Annotated in this window: 20 protein-coding genes and 1 pseudogene; 18 read left to right on the top strand and 3 right to left on the bottom strand. The window is 75.1% G+C overall.

All coding sequences use genetic code 11. From position 1 onward, the window contains the following. Positions 1 to 677 precede the first annotated feature (677 nt). Positions 678 to 1,374 (bottom strand): annotated as a pseudogene (locus tag D450_RS29715) (winged helix-turn-helix domain-containing protein). Positions 1,375 to 1,480: 106 nt separating this feature from the next. On the opposite strand from D450_RS29715, the gene D450_RS0108180 reads away from it, so the two are divergent. The 8 genes from D450_RS0108180 to D450_RS0108145 all read left to right on the top strand — a co-directional run bounded on the left by D450_RS0108180 (position 1,481) and on the right by D450_RS0108145 (position 8,952). After that, a complete protein-coding gene (locus D450_RS0108180) occupies positions 1,481 to 1,741 on the top strand; it encodes a MoaD/ThiS family protein (protein ID WP_017538185.1) in 261 nt (86 codons plus the stop codon). Positions 1,742 to 1,823: 82 nt separating this feature from the next. Further along, the gene (locus D450_RS0108175) at positions 1,824 to 2,087 is read left to right on the top strand and encodes a glutaredoxin family protein (RefSeq protein WP_017538184.1); all 264 of its coding nucleotides are present in this window, start codon (positions 1,824 to 1,826) and stop codon (positions 2,085 to 2,087) included. Positions 2,088 to 2,268: 181 nt separating this feature from the next. Then, the gene (locus tag D450_RS0108170) at positions 2,269 to 2,970 is read left to right on the top strand and encodes a redox-sensing transcriptional repressor Rex (protein WP_017538183.1); all 702 of its coding nucleotides are present in this window, start codon (positions 2,269 to 2,271) and stop codon (positions 2,968 to 2,970) included. Between the two features lie 37 nt (positions 2,971 to 3,007). Continuing rightward, positions 3,008 to 4,471, top strand: a complete 1,464-nt coding sequence (locus tag D450_RS0108165; protein WP_026128438.1) for a glutamyl-tRNA reductase — start codon at positions 3,008 to 3,010, stop codon at positions 4,469 to 4,471. Next, positions 4,468 to 5,466, top strand: coding sequence for a hydroxymethylbilane synthase (gene hemC, locus D450_RS0108160; protein WP_017538181.1), 999 nt, complete (start codon positions 4,468 to 4,470; stop codon positions 5,464 to 5,466). Before D450_RS0108165 ends, hemC begins: the two co-directional genes overlap by 4 nt. A gap of 22 nt (positions 5,467 to 5,488) precedes the next feature. Next, complete coding sequence (locus D450_RS0108155; protein WP_017538180.1) at positions 5,489 to 7,168, top strand: bifunctional uroporphyrinogen-III C-methyltransferase/uroporphyrinogen-III synthase; 1,680 nt, start codon at positions 5,489 to 5,491, stop codon at positions 7,166 to 7,168. Between the two features lie 55 nt (positions 7,169 to 7,223). Beyond that, positions 7,224 to 8,207 carry a porphobilinogen synthase gene (gene hemB / locus D450_RS0108150; RefSeq protein ID WP_017538179.1) on the top strand — a complete coding sequence of 328 codons (984 nt, stop codon included), beginning with the start codon at positions 7,224 to 7,226 and terminating at the stop codon, positions 8,205 to 8,207. Between the two features lie 82 nt (positions 8,208 to 8,289). After that, on the top strand, positions 8,290 to 8,952 hold the full coding sequence (locus D450_RS0108145; RefSeq protein WP_017538178.1) for a bifunctional DNA primase/polymerase: 663 nt from the start codon (positions 8,290 to 8,292) through the stop codon (positions 8,950 to 8,952). An 80-nt stretch (positions 8,953 to 9,032) separates the two neighbouring features. On the opposite strand, the gene rraA is transcribed toward D450_RS0108145, so the two are convergent. Continuing rightward, positions 9,033 to 9,521 carry a ribonuclease E activity regulator RraA gene (gene rraA / locus D450_RS0108140; RefSeq protein WP_017538177.1) on the bottom strand — a complete coding sequence of 163 codons (489 nt, stop codon included), beginning with the start codon at positions 9,519 to 9,521 and terminating at the stop codon, positions 9,033 to 9,035. 215 nt (positions 9,522 to 9,736) lie between these two features. Between rraA and hemL the strand changes: the two genes are divergently transcribed. The 4 genes from hemL (at position 9,737) to D450_RS0108120 (ending at position 13,066) form a co-directional block, all read left to right on the top strand. Next, positions 9,737 to 11,026 (top strand): glutamate-1-semialdehyde 2,1-aminomutase, encoded by a 1,290-nt coding sequence (hemL, locus tag D450_RS0108135; protein WP_051063559.1) that lies wholly within the window; start codon positions 9,737 to 9,739, stop codon positions 11,024 to 11,026. A gap of 94 nt (positions 11,027 to 11,120) precedes the next feature. Continuing rightward, positions 11,121 to 11,759, top strand: coding sequence for a histidine phosphatase family protein (locus D450_RS0108130; RefSeq protein WP_017538175.1), 639 nt, complete (start codon positions 11,121 to 11,123; stop codon positions 11,757 to 11,759). Between the two features lie 173 nt (positions 11,760 to 11,932). Then, positions 11,933 to 12,031, top strand: a complete 99-nt coding sequence (locus D450_RS32320) for a 30S ribosomal protein bS22 (RefSeq protein WP_013155353.1) — start codon at positions 11,933 to 11,935, stop codon at positions 12,029 to 12,031. A gap of 81 nt (positions 12,032 to 12,112) precedes the next feature. Continuing rightward, positions 12,113 to 13,066, top strand: coding sequence for an NAD-dependent epimerase/dehydratase family protein (locus D450_RS0108120; RefSeq protein ID WP_017538174.1), 954 nt, complete (start codon positions 12,113 to 12,115; stop codon positions 13,064 to 13,066). A gap of 264 nt (positions 13,067 to 13,330) precedes the next feature. On the opposite strand, the gene D450_RS0108115 is transcribed toward D450_RS0108120, so the two are convergent. Then, positions 13,331 to 14,119, bottom strand: a complete 789-nt coding sequence (locus D450_RS0108115; RefSeq protein WP_017538173.1) for an HAD family hydrolase — start codon at positions 14,117 to 14,119, stop codon at positions 13,331 to 13,333. A 194-nt stretch (positions 14,120 to 14,313) separates the two neighbouring features. On the opposite strand from D450_RS0108115, the gene D450_RS0108110 reads away from it, so the two are divergent. From D450_RS0108110 to D450_RS0108080, 6 genes are all read left to right on the top strand, one after another. Further along, positions 14,314 to 15,534: a putative quinol monooxygenase gene (locus tag D450_RS0108110; RefSeq protein WP_017538172.1), complete on the top strand. Its 1,221-nt coding sequence runs from the start codon at positions 14,314 to 14,316 to the stop codon at positions 15,532 to 15,534. A gap of 138 nt (positions 15,535 to 15,672) precedes the next feature. Further along, complete coding sequence (locus tag D450_RS0108105) at positions 15,673 to 16,365, top strand: LmeA family phospholipid-binding protein (protein WP_017538171.1); 693 nt, start codon at positions 15,673 to 15,675, stop codon at positions 16,363 to 16,365. Positions 16,366 to 16,367: 2 nt separating this feature from the next. Next, entirely contained in the window at positions 16,368 to 16,706 is a 339-nt protein-coding gene (locus D450_RS0108100) for a TlpA family protein disulfide reductase (RefSeq protein ID WP_017538170.1), read from the top strand. A 448-nt stretch (positions 16,707 to 17,154) separates the two neighbouring features. Then, a complete protein-coding gene (locus tag D450_RS0108095; RefSeq protein WP_017538169.1) occupies positions 17,155 to 17,994 on the top strand; it encodes a sulfurtransferase in 840 nt (279 codons plus the stop codon). Beyond that, complete coding sequence (locus D450_RS0108090; RefSeq protein ID WP_017538168.1) at positions 17,991 to 18,299, top strand: DUF1416 domain-containing protein; 309 nt, start codon at positions 17,991 to 17,993, stop codon at positions 18,297 to 18,299. The genes D450_RS0108095 and D450_RS0108090 overlap by 4 nt, the downstream gene beginning before the upstream one ends. 488 nt (positions 18,300 to 18,787) lie before the next feature. After that, on the top strand, positions 18,788 to 19,627 hold the full coding sequence (locus D450_RS0108080; protein ID WP_017538166.1) for a DMT family transporter: 840 nt from the start codon (positions 18,788 to 18,790) through the stop codon (positions 19,625 to 19,627). Positions 19,628 to 19,837: the final 210 nt, after the last annotated feature.

Raw genomic sequence — 19,837 nt, 5'->3', positions numbered from 1 at the left:
CGGCGGATCGGTCGGAGTGNGGGCGATGTGGGCGGATCGGTCGGCGGATCGGTGGGCGTGGGGGTCGGCGTGGGCGTCGGGCTCGGGCTCGGCTCGGGGTCGAGCACCTCCACCTTGACCGGCAGCGACTGCGCGGTCTTGCGCTCCTCGGCGGGGACCTCCGAGCACGCCTGCTCCTCGTCCACCGAGGCGTAGGGGACCGTGGCGGTGACCATCACGCTCTCGTCGGGCGTGCCGGTGACCGTCGTGCGCACGGGGGCGGTCTCGGAGTCGGTGTCGCCCACCGTGAAGCCCGCGTCGACCGTGGGCGTGTACACGCACACCTTGGGCGCCCCGGACGTGGCCGTGAGCGTCAGCTCGACGGTCCCGCCCTGCTCCACGACCTGCCCCCCGGGGGTGAGCTCGACCGTGAGCGGGGCCGCGGCGGCCGCGGGCGGCGCGATCGCGACCAGGGTGGACCCGATGAACGCGGTGGTCAGCGGGACGCCAGCGGCGGCGCGCATACGGTCGCCTCCTCGGGGTGCTGCGGCGGTCTGCGCATGCATCCTAGGCCCTCGCGGCGTCCGGCACGAGGCCCATGCGCACCCGGGAGGCCCCGCGGACCTGCACGGGGCCTCCCGGGCCTCCCCGGCCGCACGGGACTGCGCGGGACCGCGCAGATCCGCACGGGACCCGGGTCAGTGGTCGGCGGGCGCGGGTTCGGGGGCCGGCGCCGCGGCGGCGTCGGCGGACTTGGGCGAGTCCGGGACGAACCGGTAGCCCACGTTGCGCACGGTGCCGATCAGCGACTCGTGTTCGGCGCCGAGCTTGGCGCGCAGCCGGCGCACGTGCACGTCGATGGTGCGGGTGCCGCCGAAGTAGTCGTAGCCCCAGACCTCCTGCAGCAGCTGGGCCCGGGTGAAGACCCGGCCCGGGTGCTGGGCCAGGAACTTCAGCAGCTCGAACTCCTTGAAGGTCAGGTCGAGGATGCGCCCGCGCAGCCGGGCGATGTAGGTGGCCTCGTCGATGACCAGGTCGCCGCGGCGGATCTCGTCCGGGTCGTCGGCGCCGGCGTCGGCCTGGCCCACGGCCAGCCNCGCCCCCCTGCCAGTCCGGGGTGAGCGCCGCGGCGCCGCCCTCGGTGAGCACCGCGATCAGCGGGCAGTCCAGTCCCGTGGTATCGAGGAGCCGGCAGAAGTTGCGGGCGGAGGCCAGGTCGCTGCGCGCGTCCACGAGGACGGCGTCCACGGCGCCCCCCGTGCGCTCGGCCCCCTGGGCCAGCAGCGCGCCGGGCTCGGCCGGGGCCACGCGCACCGAGTGGAGGAGAAGGCCGAGGGCGGGCAGCACGTGGTCGGACGGTTCGTTGGAGTTCGTCAGTAGCAGCAGGTGGCTCATGCGTCTCTTCCCGTCACCCCGCCGTGAAGCGGTAGATCGAAGGCGCCGTTGCCCCCGGTGGAGAATTCGATTCGTTGCCTCCGAGAAGCACAAGGATAATCAATCCATGGTGAGCGGAACCATCAGGTACTGGGCTGCGGCGAAAGAGGCCGCGGGGACGGCCGAGGAGCCGTACACGGCGACGACCCTGGCCGAGGCGCTGGAGGAGGCGCGTGCCAGGCGCTCCGGGGACGACCGGCTGTCGCGGGTCCTGGAGCGCTCGTCCTTCCTCGTGGACGAGCGGCCGGTGGGCGCGCGCCCGCACGCCGAGGTCTTCCTCACACAGGGCGGTGTGGTGGAGGTCCTTCCGCCGTTCGCGGGCGGATGATCGGATACGGGCGGACCGCAATGACGGATCGGGGCCGGCCGGGGACGGCGGCCGCGGGGACTCGGGGAAGGGGTGCGAGGCGATGGGGCCCGCCGCCGACGGGGACGTGCGCATCAGCATGCTCGGCAGGTCCGGCTGCCACCTGTGCGCGGAGGCGCTGGAGGTGATCCGCCGGGTCGCCGAGGACCTGGGCACCGGGTACGAGGTGCGCGACCTGGAGGACTGCCCGCCCGAGGAGCGCGAGGAGTACTGGGAGCGGATCCCGGTCACCTTCGTCGACGGGGCGCCGCACGATTTCTGGCGGGTCTCGGAGAAGCGCCTGCGCGCCGCGCTCACCGGCGCCTAGCAGGGGCGGTGGCGCAACCGGCCCCTACTTTGTGCGTACTTTCACAAGGGCGTAATCTGAGGGGCGAGAATCCGCCGCCGCAGGGGTCCCCGCGGCGCGTCGCGCGCGCTGGCGGGGGGCCGTCCGGGACATGACGGCACGGACCCACCACCCGACCACCGCCGATCAGGAGCGCACGCCCGTGACCCCCCGATCACCCCGCCCCAAGGACAGGGGCATCCCCGAGGCGACGGTCGCCCGGCTCCCGGTCTACCTGCGCGCCCTCCAGGGCATGGCCGAGCGGGGCACCCTCACCGTCTCCTCGGAGGACCTGGCCGCGATCGCGGGGGTCAACTCGGCCAAACTCCGCAAGGACCTGTCCCACCTGGGCTCCTACGGCACCCGCGGCGTCGGCTACGACGTCGACTACCTCGTCTACCAGATCTCCCGTGAGCTTGGTCTCACCCAGGACTGGACGGTGGCCATCGCCGGGGTGGGCAACCTCGGCCGCGCACTGGCCAACTACGGGGGCTTCGGCACCCGCGGCTTCCGCATCGCCGCCCTGTTCGACGCCGACGGGCGGGTCGTGGGCGACGAGGTCGCCGGGCTGGTGGTACGGCATATTGACACACTGGAGGACGTTGTCGGTTCCGAGGACGTCTCCATCGGAGTGATCGCCACGCCGGCCGTGTCGGCGCAGGGGGTGTGCGACCGCTTCGTGAAGGCCGGGGTCACCAGTGTGCTGAACTTCGCGCCGGTCGTCCTCAGTGTGCCTCCGGCCGTCGATGTGCGTAAGGTCGATCTGTCCATCGAACTGCAGATCCTGGCCTTCCACGAGCAGCGGAAGGCCGACGGGCAGGCGCCCCCCGAGGCGGGGTGGATCGACGCGACGGAGAAGACGTGAGAGCGACCGCCACCGCGATCGCCGCATTGGAGTGCAGATGAGTGTCCTCGCCGTTGGGCTGAGTCACCGGAGCTCGCCCGTGGCGCTGCTGGAGCGCGCCGCGCTGAGCGGTGAAGAGCGCCTCAAACTCATGTCGGAGATGGCGGCCTCCCCGGCGGTGGCCGAGGTGCTGATGGTCTCCACCTGCAACCGCACCGAGGTCTACGCCGAGGTGGACCGCTTCCACCCGGCCCTGAACGCCATCACCTCCCTGCTGTCCGAGCGCACCGGCGTGTCCCTGGCCGAGCTCACCGAGCACGCCTACGTGCACTACGAGGAACGCGCCGTCCAGCACCTGTTCTCCGTGGTCTGCGGCCTGGACTCGATGGTCGTCGGCGAAGGCCAGATCCTCGGCCAGGTGCGCAACGCGCTCAAGGACGCCCAGCACGGCGGCACCCTGGGCCGCGTCCTCAACGACCTGGGCCAGCGCGCCCTGCGGGTCGGCAAGCGCGCGCACACCGAGACCCACCTCGACCAGGCCGGCGCCGACATGGTCACGCTGGGCCTGGAGGTGGCCCTGGAGCGGCTGCGCCCCGGCTCGGCGGGGCCCGTCTCCGCCGCCCCTGCCGCCCCCGCCGCCTGCCCGGCCGGCGCCGGCGGCCCGGCCGCCGACGAGGCCGACGCCGCCCTGCCCGAGCCCCAGGCGCTGACCGGCGTGCGGGCGCTGGTGCTGGGCGCCGGATCGATGAGCGCCCTGGCCGCCAACACCGTCGCCCGCCAGGGCGCCACCTCGGTGACGGTCGCCAACCGCACCGCCGAGCGCGCCGAGCGGCTGGCCGAGTGCCTGACCGAGGCCTACGAGCCGATGGCCGGCCGCGCCGTGCCCTTCGACCGGGCCGCCTCCGCGGTCGCCGAGGCCGACCTGGTCGTCTCCTGCACCGGCGCCCAGGGCCTGGTGCTCACCGCCGAGGACGTGCGCGCCGCCCTGGAGGCGGCCCCGCACCGCACCCGGCCGGTGGTCTTCCTGGACCTGGCGCTGCCCCGCGACGTCGACGAGCGCGTCCGCGACCTGTCCGGCGCCGAGCTGGTGGACATCGAGGACCTGCGCCGCGCGGCCGCCGAGGGCGCGCCCGGCGCCGAGGCCGGCACCGGCGCCGTGCCCCTGGTGCGGCGGATCGTCGAGGAGGAGGCCGCCGAGTACGAGGCGGTGCGCCGCGCCGACCTGGTGGCCCCGACCGTGGTGGCGCTGCGCGCCAAGGCCAACGACGTCCTCGAGGGTGAGCTGGCCCGGCTCCAGGGGCGCCTGCCCGACCTGGGCGAGCGCGAGCGCGAGGAGATCACCCGGGCCATGCGCCGGGTGGTGGACAAACTGATGCACCAGCCGACGGTGCGGGTCAAGGAGCTGGCCGCCCGTCCGGGCGGCGACGCCTACGGGGACGCGCTGCGCGAGCTGTTCGGGCTCGACCCGGACGCCCCGGACGCCGTGCGCCGGCCCGAGCCCGTCTCAGGGGAGGACGCGTGAGCACCCAGGACGCCCCGCGGTCGGGCACCGCCCGGCTGGGCACCCGGCGCAGCACCATGGCCACCACCCAGTCCCGGCTGGTGGCCGACGCCGTCACCGAGCGCACCGGGGTGCCGGTGGAGCTGGAGCTGATCACCAGCTTCGGCGACGTCACCCGCGCCCACCTGACCCAGCTGGGCGGCACCGGGGTGTTCGTCAGCGCGCTGCGCGACGCCCTTCTGGAGGGCGGCGCGGACTTCGCCGTGCACTCCCTGAAGGACCTGCCCACCGCCCCCGCCGAGGGGCTGGTGCTGGCCGCGGTCACCGAGCGGGACGACCCGCGCGACGCGCTGTGCGCCCGCGACGGGCTGGCCCTGGACGACCTTCCGGCCGGGGCCCGGGTGGGCACCGGCTCGCCGCGGCGCGTCGCCCAGCTCGCCGCGCACCGCCCCGACCTGGACTACGTGCCGATCCGCGGCAACGCCGAGACCCGCCTGGGCAAGGTGGGCTCCGGGGAGGTGGACGCGGTGGTGCTGGCCTACGCCGGGCTGGTGCGGGTGGGCCGCACCGACGCGGTCACCGACGTCCTCGACCCCGAGCGGGTGCTGCCCGCCCCGGGACAGGGGGCCCTGGCCGTGGAATGCCGGGCCGACCGGGCCGCGGCCGACCTGGCCTACCTGTCGGCCGTCGACCACACCGCCACCCGGCTGGCGGTCACCGCCGAGCGGACCGTGCTGGCCGAACTGGAGGCGGGCTGCGCCGCACCGGTGGGCGCCTACGCCCGGTTCGAGGGGGGGCTGCTGCGCCTTCGGGCCGCGGTCGCCTCCACCGACGGCGTCCAGCAGGTGCGCGCCGAGCGCACCGCCGAGCTGGACGTGGACCCCGCGTCGGTCAAGGCCGCCGCCGACCTGGGGCGCGAGCTGGCCCGCTCGATGATCGCCGACGGGGCCGACCGGATCGTCGCCGACCCGGGGCAGATCGGGGGCGGCGACGCCGGACCGGGCGCCGGAGCATGAGACCACGAGGAGCGTGCGCACGATGAATCCGCCTGAGCCGCAGACCGACGCGAGCGCCGCCGCCCCCGGGCCGGTGGCCGCCGTGGGCGCGGGCCCCGGGGACGCGGGGCTGCTCACGCTGCGCGGGGCCCAGGTGCTCGCCGAGGCCGACGTGGTGTTCGGGCTGCGCGAGCCGGGGCCGGAGCTGGCCAAGCACCGCGAGGCGCTGCTCGCCCACTGCCGCGAGGACGTGGAGTTCGTCCCCGCCGAGGAGTGCGGCGGCGACGCCGACGAGGAGGCCGTGCGCCGGGCCGGGCAGGGCGCCCGGGTGGTGCGGCTCTACAGCGGCGACCCGGTGTTCGGCTGCCGCGCCGACGGGCTGGCCGAGGCCTGCCGGGCGGCCGGGGTGGAGTTCGAGCTGGTGCCCGGGCTCTCCTCGGTCACCGCGGTCCCCGCCTTCGCCGGTGTCCCGATGATGCCGCGCGGCACCGGCGAGGTGCGGGTGGTCAACGGCAAGGACGCCTCGGTGGACTGGGAGCGCGTCGCCTCCGAGCTGGCCGGGCGCTCCGACGTGTCGCTGGCCGTGATGTTCCCCGACGCCCCCGAGTCCGACCGCTCCGCCGGCCCCGGGTTCGACCGGCTGTGCAAGACCCTGGTCGCCGGCGGCCACCCCGGCTCCACCCCGGTGGCGGTCACCCGGATGGGCGGCACCACCGAGCAGACCACCGTGGTCTCCACCCTGTCCCGGCTGGTCGCCGACCTGAAGTCGTTCGACGCCAAGGGCCACCACGCCACCGCTCCGGCGCTGTTCATGATGGGGCCCGGCGTGGCCCGCCAGCCCGAGCTGTCCTGGTACGAGACCCGCCCGCTGTTCGGCTGGCGGGTGCTGGTGCCGCGCACCAAGGAGCAGGCGGCGAGCCTGTCGGAGCAGCTGCGCGGCTACGGCGCGGTGCCCGAGGAGGTGCCCACCATCTCGGTGGAGCCCCCGCGCACCCCGCAGCAGATGGAGCGGGCCGTGCGCGGCCTGGTCACCGGCCGCTACCAGTGGGTCGCCTTCACCTCGGTCAACGCGGTGCGCGCGGTGCGCGAGAAGTTCGAGGAGTACGGGCTGGACGCGCGGGCGTTCGCCGGGGTCAAGGTGGCCGCCGTGGGCGAGCAGACCGCCGCCCGGCTGCGTGAGTTCGGCATCCAGCCCGACCTGGCCCCGCCGCCGGACCGCCAGTCCGGCGCCGGCCTGGTGGAGGTCTGGCCGCCCTACGACGCCGAGCTGGACCCGATCGAGCGGGTGCTGCTGCCGCGCGCCGACATCGCCACCGAGACCCTCTCGGCCGGCCTGGCCGACCTGGGCTGGGAGGTGGACGACGTGACCGCCTACCGCACCGTGCGGGCCGCCCCGCCGCCCGCCCCGGTGCGCGAGGCGATCAAGGGCGGCGCGTTCGACGCGGTGCTGTTCACCTCCTCCTCCACGGTGCGCAACCTGGTGGGCATCGCCGGCAAGCCGCACAACACCACGGTGATCGCGGTGATCGGCCCGGAGACCGCCAAGACCGCCGAGGAGTACGGCCTGCGCGTGGACGTTGTGGCGCCGACCACGTCGGTTTCGGCCCTGGCGGCCGCGCTTTCGGAGTACGGTTCCAGGCAGCGGACCGAGGCGCGGGAGGCCGGCAAGCCGGCGCTCAAACCGAGCCAGAAGCGGCGCGGCCGCCGCCGCAAGACCCTGTGATCCGTGTGACCGGTCCGCACCGCCGCAGCACCGCCCGCCGAGGGGGACCACGCCGATGAACGCCCGCTTTCCCGCCGCCCGACCGCGCCGGCTGCGCCGCACCCCGGCGCTGCGCCGGCTGGTGGCCCAGACCCGGCCGCGCCCGGAGGAGCTCATCCTTCCGGTGTTCGTCAAGGAGGGCATCGACGAGCCCAACCCGGTCGTGTCGATGCCCGGGGTGGTCCAGCACACCCGGGACAGCGTGCGCAAGGCCGCCCAGGAGGCCGCGGAGGCCGGCGTGGGCGGGCTGATGGTGTTCGGCATCCCGCAGTACAAGGACGAGCGCGGCTCGGCCGCCGACGACCCCGGCGGCGTGGTCCAGCGCACCCTGCGCGACCTGGACTCCGACGTGGGCGACGCCCTGGTGGTGATGGCCGACCTGTGCCTGGACGAGTACACCGCGCACGGGCACTGCGGGCTGCTCACCCCCACCGGCGAGGTGGACAACGACGCCACCCTGGAGCGCTACGCCTCCATCGCGGTCGCCCAGGCCGCGGCCGGGGTGCAGGTGGTGGCCCCCAGCGGGATGATGGACGGCCAGGTGGCGGCGATCCGCGCGGCCCTGGACGGCGCCGGCTACACCCAGGTGCCGATCCTGGCCTACGCGGCCAAGTACTCCTCGGCGTTCTACGGCCCCTTCCGCGACGCGGCCGAGGGGGCGCCGCGGTTCGGCGACCGCTCCGGCTACCAGCAGGACCCGGCCAACGCCGACGAGGCCCTGCGCGAGGTGGCGCTGGACGTGGCCGAGGGCGCCGACATGGTGATGGTCAAACCGGGCCTGGCCTACCTGGACATCATCGCGAAGGTGGCCCGGGAGTGTCTGGTGCCCGTCTCGGCCTACCAGGTCTCCGGCGAGTACGCCATGGTGGAGGCCGCGGCCGAGAAGGGGTGGCTGGACCGCGACCGCGCGGTGCTGGAGACGCTGACCGGCCTCCGCAGGGCGGGGGCCGCGCAGATCCTCACCTACTGGGCGACGGAGGCCGCGCGAATGCTGAGGTGACCCGGGGCCGGGACGGGACCGGGACGGGGCACCAGGCGAGCACCCCGCTCCGGCAGGAGACGACGAGCGGGGAGGCCGAGCGATGGCGGACGTACTCAACCGGCGGCGGCGCAGGCACGGCCGGCGCGGCGGACCGGACGGCGGGATGCGGGAGGCGGCCCTGGCCTACGCGGCGATGGGCTGGCCGGTGTGCCGCGGGGCGGCGCCGTCGACGATGGGCGGGCGTGCCTGCGGCTGCGACCGCCTGGGCTGCCCCGACCCGGCGGCCCACCCCGTCTCGGCCGCCTGGGCGGTGGAGGCCACCACCGACGCGGCCGTCGTGGACCGCTGGTGGACGGCCCAGCCCGAGTCCAACGTCATCCTGCCGACCGGGCGGGTCTTCGACGTGTTCGACGTCCCGGCGCAGGCGGGGGTCATGGCCATGGCCCGGATGGACCGCGCCGGGGCGGCCCCCGGGCCGGTCGCGGCGGTGGACGCCCGCCGGTACCTGTTCTTCGTGGCCACCCGCTCGCCCTCGGACGAGGACGAGTGGTGGTCGTGCCATCTGGACTGCGTGCCCGAGACCCTGGAGGACACGCCCGGCCTGCGCTGGCACTGCCGCAACAGCTATGTGCCGGCGGCGCCCTCCCTCATGCCGGGGGGCGGCCGCACCGCCTGGATCCGCAGCCCGCAGGAGGGGCCCGGCCTGCCCGACCCGATCGCCGTCCTGGACGTCTTGGCGGACGCCTGCGAGGAGTTCGTCTAGGGCCTGATCCAAGGAACACCCCCTAGGGTCCCGGACCGGGCGCCCGCCGTCGGGGCGCCGCCCGCGTCCCCGCCCGCTCCTCAGGCCTCGACCCGCTCCTCGGCGACGAGGATGCCGTCGGCGTCGGCGTAGAGCCAGGCCTCCGGGGCGAAGACGGTGTTGCCGAAGGCGACCGGCACGTCCAGGCGCCCGGCCCCCGTCTTGGCCGACTTGCGCGGGTTGGAGCCCAGCGCCTTGACGCCCAGGTCCAGCCCGGCCAGCTCGGCTGTGTCGCGCACCGCGCCGAAGATCACCACGCCCGCCCAGCCGTTGTCGGCCGCCGCGCGGGCGATCATGTCCCCCATCAGGGCGGTGCGCAGCGACCCGCCGCCGTCCACCACCAGCACCCAGCCCTCGCCGGGCTGGTTGAGCTGCTCCTTGACCAGGGCGTTGTCCTCGTGGCACGCGATCGTGGCGATGGGCCCGTGGAAGGCCGTGCGGCCGCCGTAGGACCGGAACTGGGTCTCGCAGCTCTGCAGGGCGTCCCCGTGCGCGTCGATCAGGTCGGCGGTGGCGTACACCTCGGTCATGGTCCCCTCGCTCCCTCGGGTGGATCGGCCGTGCCAGCAGCTCGGTGGCACCGGGAATCGGACGCCGCCGCACGATCGGACGGCGTCGGGAGAAAGGTATCCGTGCCGCGCCCGCGCCGCTCGGGCGGGGCGCGCCCGTGCGGCCCGCGGGCCGGTCCCCGGGCCGGTCCCCGGGCCGGTCCGCGGGACCGGTGCACCGGTGCCACACTGGGGCTGTGGCTACACATGAGACATCCGCTGAGCTGTTCCGACGCGCCTGCGCCGTGGTCCCCGGCGCGGTGAACTCGCCCGTGCGCGCCTTCGGCGCCGTGGGCGGCACCCCGCCCTTCATGGCCTCGGGGCGGGGCCCCTACCTGACCGACGTCGACGGCAACACCTACGTCGACCTCATCTGCTCGTGGGGGCCGCTGCTCCTCGGGCACACCCACCCCGCCGTGGTCGAGGCGCTGAACGAGGCCACCGCCAAGGGCACCTCCTTCGGCGCCCCGAGCGAGGGCGAGGTGGAGCTGGCCGAGGAGATCGCCGCCCGGGCGCCCGTGGAGCGGGTGCGCCTGGTCAACTCCGGCACCGAGGCCACCATGTCGGCGATCCGCCTGGCGCGCGGGGCCACCGGCCGCAGCAAGGTGGTCAAGTTCGCGGGCAACTACCACGGGCACGTCGACGCGCTGCTCGCCTCGGCCGGGTCGGGGGTGGCCACCTTCGCCCTGCCCGACTCGCCGGGGGTGACCGGCGCCAGTGCCGCCGACACCATCGTGCTGCCCTACAACGACCCCGAGGCCGTGGAGCGGGTCTTCGCCGAGTCGGGCGGGGACATCGCCTGCGTGATCGCCGAGGCCTGCCCGGCCAACATGGGCGTGGTGCCCCCGCGCGACGGCTTCAACGCGCGCCTGCGCGAGATCACCGAGCGGCACGGCGCCCTGCTGGTGCTGGACGAGGTGCTCACCGGGTTCCGGGTGTCGGCCTCGGGCTGGTACGGGCTCGAAGGGGTCCGCCCTGACCTGGTGACCTTCGGCAAGGTCATGGGCGGCGGCCTGCCGGCCGCGGCCTTCGGCGGGCGCGCCGACCTGATGGAGCAGCTGGCCCCCTCCGGCCCCGTCTACCAGGCGGGCACCCTGTCCGGGAACCCGCTGGCCACCGCGGCCGGCCTGGCCACCCTGCGCAACGCCACCGACGAGGTCTATGCGCACATCGACCGGGTGAGCGCGCAGGTCGCCGACGCCGCCGACCGGGCGCTGACCGAGGCCGGGGTTCCGCACCGGGTGCAGCGCGGCGGCAACCTGTTCACCGTCTTCTTCACCGACGCCGAGGTCACCGACTTCGATGCGGCCCGCGCCCAGGACCTGGGCGCCTTCGCGGCGTTCTTCCACGCCATGCTGGAGCAGGGCGTGCACCTGCCCCCGGCGGCGTTCGAGGCCTGGTTCTTCTCCGCCGCCCACGACGAGGAGGCCGTGGAGCGGGTGCTGGCGGCGCTGCCCCGGGCCGCCGAGGCCGCGGCGCGCGCCTGACCGGCGGCCGTGCGCCGGGGGCGGGGCGTCTACCCTGTTCACGGCGGCGCCCCGCCCGCCCGTCTCCTGCCGACCGAAGGGAATGCGACGCCCGATGACCGCGACCACCGTCGTCCACCTGCTCAGACACGGAGAGGTGGACAACCCCGACCGGATCCTCTACGGCCGCCTGCCGGACTTCCACCTCAGCGCGACCGGCTCCCGGATGGCCGATCTGGCGGCCGGGTGGTTCGAGGGCCGCGACGTCGCCGCGGTGTACTCCTCCCCGCTGGAGCGCGCCCAGGAGACCGCGGCGCCGCTGGCCGAGCGGACCGGGCTGGACGTGCGCCTGGACGCGCGGCTGATCGAGTCGGGCAACCGGCTGGAGGGGCGGCGGGTCAGCGCGCGGTCGCTGCGCACCGACCCCGCGGTGCTGCGCCACCTGTACAACCCCTTCCGGCCCTCCTGGGGGGAGTCCTACCGGGAGATCGCCGACCGGATGGTCGCGGTGATCAAGGCGGTGCGCAAGGAGGCCTGGGGGCGCGAGGCCGTGTGCGTCAGCCACCAGCTGCCGATCTGGACGGCCCGCCGCGCCGCCGAGCGACGGCGGTTGTGGCACCGCCCCGACCGGCGCCAGTGCAACCTGGCCAGCGTGACATCGCTGACCTTCGAGGACCAGCGGCTGGTGAGCGTGGGCTACACCGAGCCCGCCGCCGGGCTCTACGGCGAAGGGCCCCAGGTCCCCGGCGCCTGACCAGGCGCGTGTGCGTGCGGCGGAACCGGACCGGGTAGGCTGGCTGATCGGGTGCGGCACCGCCGCCGTCGCGCGGTGCGCGCCGCCGCACTCTCCCGACGGATCCGCGCGCCGTCCCTCGGCGCGGTCCCGGGTGCGTCGTGTCCCGATGTCTTCTGCGAGAAGGTGATCGCATGGGTTCCGTCATCAAGAAGCGCCGCAAGCGGATGGCCAAGAAGAAGCACCGCAAGCTGCTCAAGCGCACGCGCGTCGCGCGCCGCAACAAGAAGTAGGCGCACCGCAGTCCGTCGCCGGGGCCGCGGCCCCGGCGGAGCGGAGGACAGTGTGATCCCGATCTGTGGAGGCGTGCCTCGATGAGCCGCGTCGTGATCGTCACCGGGGCCGCCCGGTACGTGGGGGCCCGGGCCGCCGAGGCCCTGAGCGCCGACCCGGGCGTGTCCCGGGTGGTGGCCATGGACTCGGCGCCGCCGGGGCGGAGCCTGGGCGGCGCCGAGTTCGCCGCCGTGCGCCTGCACGACCAGAGCGTGGGCGAGGTGGTCCGCGAGAGCGGCGCCGACACGGTGGTGCACCTGGGCTTCGCCGAGGCCCCCTCGGGCGGCCGCCGTACCGGCGCGGCCGGCGGCGGCAACGTCCTGGGCACCCTGCAGCTGCTCGACGCCTGCCAGCGCTCGGACGCGGTCCGGCGGCTGGTGGTGCGCTCCAGCGCCGCCGTCTACGGCGAGGCGCACCCGGGCGCGCCCTGCACCGAGGACGCGGGTGCGCGGGAGGTGCCGCGCTCGGCCTACGCCCAGGACGCCGCCGAGGTCGAGCGGCACACCGCCGCGCTGTGCCGGCGCCGCCCCGACCTGTCGGTGGCGGTGCTGCGCTTCGCCAGCTTCATCGGCCCCTCGGTGGAGTCCCCGCTGACCCGGTACTTCGGGCTGCGGGTGGTGCCCACCGTGCGCGGCTACGACCCCCGCATGCAGTTCATCCACCAGGACGACGGGGTGGAGGCGGTGCGCCGGATGGCGCTCGCCGGCCCCGGCGGGGACGGCCCCGACGGGGTGTTCAACGTCGCCGCCCCCGGATCGCTGCCGCTCTCGCAGTGCCTGCGCCGCGTGGGGCGGCACCGCTTCGCCCTGCCCGAGCGCGGCCTGAAGGTGCTGCGCGGCCTCTCCCGCCGGGGGGAGCTGGACTACTCGCCCGAGCAGCTGCGGCTGCTGTGCTGCGACCGCGTGCTCGACCCCACCAAACTGGAGCGCGCCATCGGCTGGAGCCCCTCCTACTCCTCGCAGGAGGCGTTCGAGAGCTTCCTGGCCGCCGCCTGAGCGGCGCCCGGGGAGTCGTTCGGCTCCGCCGGGCGACCACCGGGCCCGCCGGTGGGAGGACAGGGCGTCTCCGCCGGAACCGCGCCGTGCGTCCTCCGGGCGCCGCCGGAGGACGTCGGCGAGTGCTCTCAACCGGGATCGACATGGCCGCCCGCGGCTACGAGCGGTCGGCCGACGACTCCGGGACCATGGCCGAGGCCGTCCCCGCCGGCGGACCGTGCGGCCACCCGCATATCCGACGGTCACTGAGACACCGCCCGGGGGTCAGGGGCGCCGCCGGGTGCGGCGCAGGGCGCCCACGGCCAGGCCCCCGGCCAGCGCGCCGGCCGCGGCGGCGGGGACGCCCACGCGCAGCGCGGCGCGGTGCCGGCGGAAGTCGTGCACCGGCCACCCGGCGGCCAGCGCCCGCCGGCGCAGCGCGTCGTCGGGGTTGACCGCGTTGGGGCGGCCCACCGCCGACAGCAGCGGAAGGTCGTTGCAGGAGTCGCTGTAGGCCGAGCAGTCCGCCAGGTCCAGCTCCTCGCGGGCGGCGAGCTCGCGCACCGCCGCGGCCTTGGCCGGGCCGTGCAGCAGGTCCCCGATCAGGCGCCCGGTATAGACCCCGTCGACCGTCTCGGCGACGGTGCCCAGCGCGCCGTCCAGGCCCAGGCGGCGGCCGATGATGTCGGCCAGCTCCACCGGGGTGGCGGTGACCAGCCACACCCGTTCCCCGGCCTCCAGGTGGCGGCGGACCAGCCGCAGGGCGCCCTCCCAGACGCGGCCGGACATCGACTCGTCGTAGATCTCCTCGCACAGCTCCACGAGGTCGTCCACGCGGTGGCCGGCGACGAAGGCCAGCGCGGCCTCGCGCGCGGCGTTGATGTGGTCGGGGCGCTCGCTGCCGCCGACCCGGAAGACCGTCTGCCCCCAGGCGAACCGGAGCAGGTCGCGTGTGGTGAACAGGTCGCGGGCGGCCAGGCCGCGCGCGAAGTGGTAGATGGACGCGCCGCGCATGACGGTGTTGTCCACGTCGAAGAAGGCCGCGCGGCGCCGCCCTGTGTCCCGGCCTCTCATGGCGTCGACCCTATGGCCCCGCGGCCGGAGGCCGGGGCGTGCGGGCGCCGGCCGCGCCCGGCGTGACGCAACTCACAATGGGTACCGGATCGGGGATGTGCGGCGCCCCGGACTGGGCCTTCGGGACCCGTCCCCACCTGGCGGGGAACGGTCCGATTCCCGTTCGGTCCCGATCGTGCAGCATCATTGGCGGGATGGTCGAGGTAGGACTGGCATTCGTCTGCGCACTGGTGGCCTGGAGTGTCACCGCGGCGCTCATCGCGCGCGCCCAGCGCGAGGGCGGGACCTACGCGAAGGTGCTCGCGGGGTCGGCCCTGGCCCTGGCGGTGGCGCTGAGCGCCGCGTTCCCCGGTGCGCTGCTCGGGTTCTCCGGGCTCACGTTCCGCATCTGGCAGATCGGCGCCGGGCTGTTCGGCCCCCTGCTGGCCGCCTGGGGGGCCCTCGAGTACGCGGTGGCCTCCGCGCGCGCCCGGTTCGCCGCCCGCCTGGCGGTCACCACCCTGGCGGTGGTCCCGGGGGTGGTGCTCGCGCTGGACCCGGTGCGGTCCGGCTTCGGCTCCGGCTACCCCCCGCAGGGGGAGCACTACGACCTGATCCCCGGCGTCGCCCTGGGGGCGGTGCACGCCTTCGCGGCCCTCGCGCTCGCCGGGGGCGCCGTGGCCGCCCTGCGCGGGCGCGCCGCCGGCCACCGGCTCCCGGTGGTGGGGATGGCCGCGCTGGCCGTGGGGCTGGAGGTCGCCGTGGCCCGGCTGGGCCTGGGGGTCTTCGGCCAGGTGCTGATGCTCGGCGCGCTGGCGGCGCTGTGGGCGGCGTTCATGCGGGCGCAGAAGGAGCCCGAGGAGCCGCAGGGGCGCCGCAGGGGCGGACGCCGCCGCGGCGGGGGCCGCGGACGGCGCGAGGACGAGGGGGGCCCAGACGACCACGGGGCCCTGGAGGACGACGGGGAGGACGAGGCCGTGTTCGGACGGCGCCGCAAGGCCGAACCGCAGGACGACTACGACTACGACGACGGTTACGACGACGGCTACGACCGCGGCTACGGCGAGGGGCCCGAGCACGGCCGCGCCGGCGGGCGCCCGTCCCGGCTGCGCGGCGTCATCACCATTTACACCCTGGCCGAGGGGCGCGCCGACGACTTCGACGACCTCGCCGAGGCGGTGGTGGAGGAGGTGGCCCGCCGCGAGCCCGACACCCTGCTCTTCGCCTGCCACACCGTGCCCAGTGCTCCGCTGCAGCGCATCGTCTACGCCATCTACCGCGACGAGCTGGCGCAGGAGGAGCACGAGCAGCAGCCGCACGTGCGCGAGTTCGCCCGCCGCTCGGGCCACAGCGTCACCGCGACCAACGTCATCGAGCTCTCCCTGGCGGGGGCCTCGGCCTCGGACCACCTGGCCGGGATGCTGATGCCGAGGTGAGGCCGCCGACGCGGGAACGCCGGGCGTGAAGTACCCTTCCTTGCGGTATACGGCCCGCGTTCAGGCGGGCCCGCCGCCGGCCGGGCCGCCCCGGCCCGCGGCGACGCCGACACCTACGGAGCGTGCTGGAAGCCCCCGATGCGCAAATTCCTCGTCTTCCTCGTATTCCTGCTGATCCTGCTCGCGGTCGCCGACCGCGGCCTGCACTCGGCCGCGCAGAGCGAGATCGCCAAGCGGGTCGGCGCCCAGTACGAGATGTCCTCCGAGCCCGAGGTGGCCATCGGCGGCTTCCCGTTCCTGACCCAGGCGGTCGGCGGGACCTACTCCGAGATCTCCATCGTCACCGGCGCGATGGTCGTCAACGACGTGCAGCTGGAGCGGGTCGACATGACCGCCCGCGACGTGCACGCCCCGCTGTCGGCCCTGATGAGCGAGCCCAGCGCGGTCGCCGAGAGCGCCGACGCCCGGGTCATGCTCCCCTACAGCGAGCTGCAGCAGCGGCTGCCCGAGGGCATCGTCATCGAGACCGAGGACGGCGAGCCGCGGATGGCCGGCGACCTGTCCATGGGCGGGTTCAGCACCCCGGTCTCGGCGGGGCTGGACATCTCCGCCGAGGGCGAGACCGTGACCCTGAGCCCGCGCGACGTCCAGATCGGCGAGGCCGGTCTGGACCTGGGCGACCAGGTCGCCCAGCGGCTCACCGCCACCGTCACGATTCCGCGCCTGCCCTTCGGGCTGCAGATCAAGGGCATCGAGGCGCTGCCCAACGGCGTCGAGGTCACCGCCGAGGCCACCGACGTGCAGCTGGTCGGCGGCGGGGCCCAGGGCTGACCGTGGACGCCGACGCGCCGGTGCTGGGCGCGGACGAGCTGGGCGCGGCCCTGGGGGAGCGGGCCACGCTGGTGCAGTTCTCCTCGGCCTTCTGCCGGCCCTGCGCGGCGACCCGGCGCATCCTGGCCGAGGTGGCCGCGATGGTGCCCGGGGTCGCGGCCGTGGACGTGGACGCCGAGTCGCACCTGGGGCTGGTGCGCCGGCTGGAGATCGCCTCCACGCCCACCGTGCTGGTGCTCGACGCCGATGGGCGGATCCGCCGCCGCGCCGCCGGGATGCCCCGCAAGGCCGACGCCATCGCCGCACTGGGCGCGGTCCTGCTGGACGGAGGCCCTTCCTGAGAAGGCGCGCGGGCGCACCGGGGCGGAGACTGTGACACCGGCCACGCGTGACAACGCGGTGGGCCGCCCCGTACGATCAGTGGCGTGGAATCCTTGGCAGGCGCGTTTTTGACGAAGCGGCGGGCGGTCGACTACTGCCACGTCGCCGCCGCGCTCTGTCTGCCTTCCCTGTAGAGCGGTCCACGGCCGCGCCCCCGACCCGCAGACGGGTCCGTCCGGGCGCCCGGTACCGCCGACGCCGCGCGTACGTCCCGCCTCGCCCTCCGGCGCCGCTCACGCGACAGGGAGCATCACCCATGCGGCTCCACGGCAGGGACGGACGGCGCCGAGCGCAGCCGTCCCCCGCAGAACCCGCGACCCCGACCGCCGACCGGCCCCGGCCGGCCGGGGCGCCGTGCGCGCACCCCTCTCACCGCCGCTGCACGATTCCGACCTATGGAGGTTCCCCATGAGCCGCTCCGACGTCCTGGTGGACGCCGACTGGGTGGAGGCTCACCTGGACGACCCGAAGGTGGTCCTCGTCGAGGTCGACGAGGACACCTCGGCCTACGACAAGGGCCACATCCGCAACGCGATCAAGATCGACTGGAAGCAGGACCTCCAGGACCCGGTCCGCCGGGACTTCGTCGACAAGACCGGCTTCGAGCGGCTGCTGAGCGAGCGCGGCATCGCCGAGGACGACACCGTGGTGCTGTACGGCGGGAACAACAACTGGTTCGCGGCCTACGCCTACTGGTACTTCCGCCTCTACGGGCACCGGAGCGTCAAGCTGCTCGACGGCGGCCGCAAGAAGTGGGAGCTGGAGTCCCGTGAGCTGGTCGAGGAGGTGCCCGAGCGTCCGAAGACCTCCTACACCGCCCAGGAGCAGGACGCCTCCATCCGGGCCTTCCGCGACGAGGTCGTCGAGGCCATCGGCACCAAGGCGCTGGTGGACGTGCGCTCGCCCGACGAGTTCACCGGCAAGCTGCTGGCCCCCGCGCACCTGCCGCAGGAGACCTCGCAGCGCCCGGGGCACATCCCCACCGCCCGCAACATCCCGTGGGCCAAGACCGCCAACGAGGACGGCACCTTCAAGTCCGACGAGGAGCTGCGCGAGCTGTACACGGAGGCCGGGGTGGACCTGGACTCCGACATCATCGCCTACTGCAGGATCGGCGAGCGCTCCTCGCACACCTGGTTCGCCCTGCACGAGCTGCTGGGCCTGGACAACGTGAAGAACTACGACGGCTCCTGGACCGAGTACGGCTCCCTGGTGGGCGTCCCGGTGGAGCTGGGGGAGGCCAAGTGAGCGCGGACGGATGCGGCGCCCCGGTCGGCGGGGTCGCCATCGCCGACGGCGAGGCGCAGGACCAGGCGGTCATCGAAGGGGTGGTCACGCGCGGGGGAGCGCCGCTCAGCGGCGCCTACGCGCGCCTCCTCAGCGGTGACGGCGACTTCGTGGGCGAGGTGGCCACCGGCGAGGAGGGCACCTTCCGCTTCTTCGCGGCCGACGGCGACTGGAAGGTGAAGGTCCTGGCCTCCCAGGGCTTCTCCGCCGAGTACGCGGTCGAGGCCCGGGTGGGCCGGCGCGTGGAGCTGCGCGTCGAGGCCTGAGCAGGGACCGGCCTGAGCAGGGACGGGCCTGAGCGGCCCGGCGAGAGGGCGGGCACGCGCGGACGCCGGTCCCCTCGCCGGAGCGCCCGGAGGCGGGGCACCGAACGGTGCCCCGCCTCCGGCGTGTGCGCGGGGGCGCCGAACGGGGCGCCCGGCCGACCCGGGCCGGATCGAGTATGCCGACCGAGAAGTGAGGGCACCTGTCCGCGGGTTCCCGCAGCGCTCAGACGGCCCGCTGCGGCGCGGTGCCGATGAGTTCCGGCCGGACCACGGCCCTCCCGGTCGCCTGCGGCTGCGCCGACAGCGACAGCGGCGCCGCCGAGAAAGGCACGCGAACGTCCCGCGCCTCGCAGCGCTTTCGCAACCCCTCGCCACGGCCCTGCCGCTCCGGCAGGTGCCGTCGGCGGCGGGAACGCTGTCAGGACTCGTGAACAGAGCCAGCCGGATCATAGGACGGTATGCAGAGACGCTAGGGTGACGGCGATCCCATGAGCAGCATCGCCTTCATCGCCGTCCTCACCGCCGCCCTCCTCCACGCGGCGTGGAACGCCATCGCCCACGCCGTCACCGACCGCCTGATCGGCTTCGCGCTCATCGGCGCCGCCGGCACCGTCGCCGGGGCGGCTACCGCCGTCTTCGCCGGGGTCCCCCACCCCGCCTCGTGGCCCGCCCTGGGCCTGTCGGCGCTGCTGCACGTCGGCTACATGGGGTTCCTCATGCTCTCCTACCGCCTGGGCGACTTCGGGCAGGTCTACCCCCTGGCCCGGGGGACCTCCCCGTGGCTGGTGGCGGTCGGCGCGGCCGTGCTCGTCGGCGAGACCCTGACCCCGGTGCACCTGGCCGGGGTCCTGGTGGTCTCGGCCGGTCTGACCGCGCTGGTGTTCGCCGCCGGGGTGCCCGGCCGCGCGCAGCTGCCCGCGCTGGGCGCAGCCCTGCTCACCGGCGCGATGATCGCCGCCTACACCGTCGTCGACGGGGTGGGGGTGCGCGCCTCCGGCGACCCGCTCGCCTACCTGGCCTGGCTGATGGTGCTGGAGGGGCCGTGGTTCCTGCTGGCCGCCGCGGTCCTGCGCCGGGGCGCGCTGCCCGCGCAGCTGCGCCCGGTGTGGCGGGTCGGCGCCCTGGGCGGGCTGATGTCGACGGCCGCCTACGGGCTGGTGCTGTGGGCCCAGACCATGGGGAACCTGGCGGCCGTCGCCGCCCTGCGGGAGACGAGCATCATCTTCGGCGCGGTGATCGCCGCCGTGGTCTTCCGGGAGGGCCTGGGCCGGGTGAAGGCGGTCTCGGCCGCGGTCGTCGCCGTCGGCATCGCGCTGCTCAACCTCTGAGCCCGCCGGCGCCCCGCCGCGGGACCCCCGGTCCGTCCCCGCTTTGTCCCCGGTTCGTCTCCGGTTGTGGAGGTACGGGCCCCAGGTCCCGCCTTCCCGGGGCCTCAGGCGGTATTTCCGCCAAGGTCGTGACAACTCGTCCCGGTCCTGACAGCATTTCCCCACACGCGCTGTGGTCCCCCCAGGAGGTGCGGCGGTGGTCCGAGGAGC

Origin of the sequence: Nocardiopsis halophila DSM 44494 (assembly GCF_000341245.1) — a bacterium.
In the GTDB taxonomy this organism is placed as follows: domain Bacteria; phylum Actinomycetota; class Actinomycetes; order Streptosporangiales; family Streptosporangiaceae; genus Nocardiopsis_A; species Nocardiopsis_A halophila.
This window is presented reverse-complemented; position numbering and strand designations above follow the sequence as displayed.

Bases quoted from the DNA above. Each gene is read 5' to 3' on its own strand.
- D450_RS0108175 (WP_017538184.1), top strand. From the start codon at position 1,824: ATGGGGCCCGCCGCCGACGGGGACGTGCGCATCAGCATGCTCGGCAGG.
- D450_RS32320 (WP_013155353.1), top strand. From the start codon at position 11,933: ATGGGTTCCGTCATCAAGAAGCGCCGCAAGCGGATGGCCAAGAAGAAG.
- D450_RS0108145 (WP_017538178.1), top strand. From the start codon at position 8,290: ATGGCGGACGTACTCAACCGGCGGCGGCGCAGGCACGGCCGGCGCGGC.
- hemB (WP_017538179.1), top strand. From the start codon at position 7,224: ATGAACGCCCGCTTTCCCGCCGCCCGACCGCGCCGGCTGCGCCGCACC.
- D450_RS0108110 (WP_017538172.1), top strand. From the start codon at position 14,314: ATGGTCGAGGTAGGACTGGCATTCGTCTGCGCACTGGTGGCCTGGAGT.
- D450_RS0108105 (WP_017538171.1), top strand. From the start codon at position 15,673: ATGCGCAAATTCCTCGTCTTCCTCGTATTCCTGCTGATCCTGCTCGCG.
- D450_RS0108095 (WP_017538169.1), top strand. From the start codon at position 17,155: ATGAGCCGCTCCGACGTCCTGGTGGACGCCGACTGGGTGGAGGCTCAC.
- D450_RS0108155 (WP_017538180.1), top strand. From the start codon at position 5,489: ATGAATCCGCCTGAGCCGCAGACCGACGCGAGCGCCGCCGCCCCCGGG.
- D450_RS0108165 (WP_026128438.1), top strand. From the start codon at position 3,008: ATGAGTGTCCTCGCCGTTGGGCTGAGTCACCGGAGCTCGCCCGTGGCG.
- D450_RS0108115 (WP_017538173.1), bottom strand. From the start codon at position 14,119: ATGAGAGGCCGGGACACAGGGCGGCGCCGCGCGGCCTTCTTCGACGTG.
- D450_RS0108080 (WP_017538166.1), top strand. From the start codon at position 18,788: ATGAGCAGCATCGCCTTCATCGCCGTCCTCACCGCCGCCCTCCTCCAC.
- D450_RS0108130 (WP_017538175.1), top strand. From the start codon at position 11,121: ATGACCGCGACCACCGTCGTCCACCTGCTCAGACACGGAGAGGTGGAC.
- D450_RS0108180 (WP_017538185.1), top strand. From the start codon at position 1,481: ATGGTGAGCGGAACCATCAGGTACTGGGCTGCGGCGAAAGAGGCCGCG.
- D450_RS0108120 (WP_017538174.1), top strand. From the start codon at position 12,113: ATGAGCCGCGTCGTGATCGTCACCGGGGCCGCCCGGTACGTGGGGGCC.
- rraA (WP_017538177.1), bottom strand. From the start codon at position 9,521: ATGACCGAGGTGTACGCCACCGCCGACCTGATCGACGCGCACGGGGAC.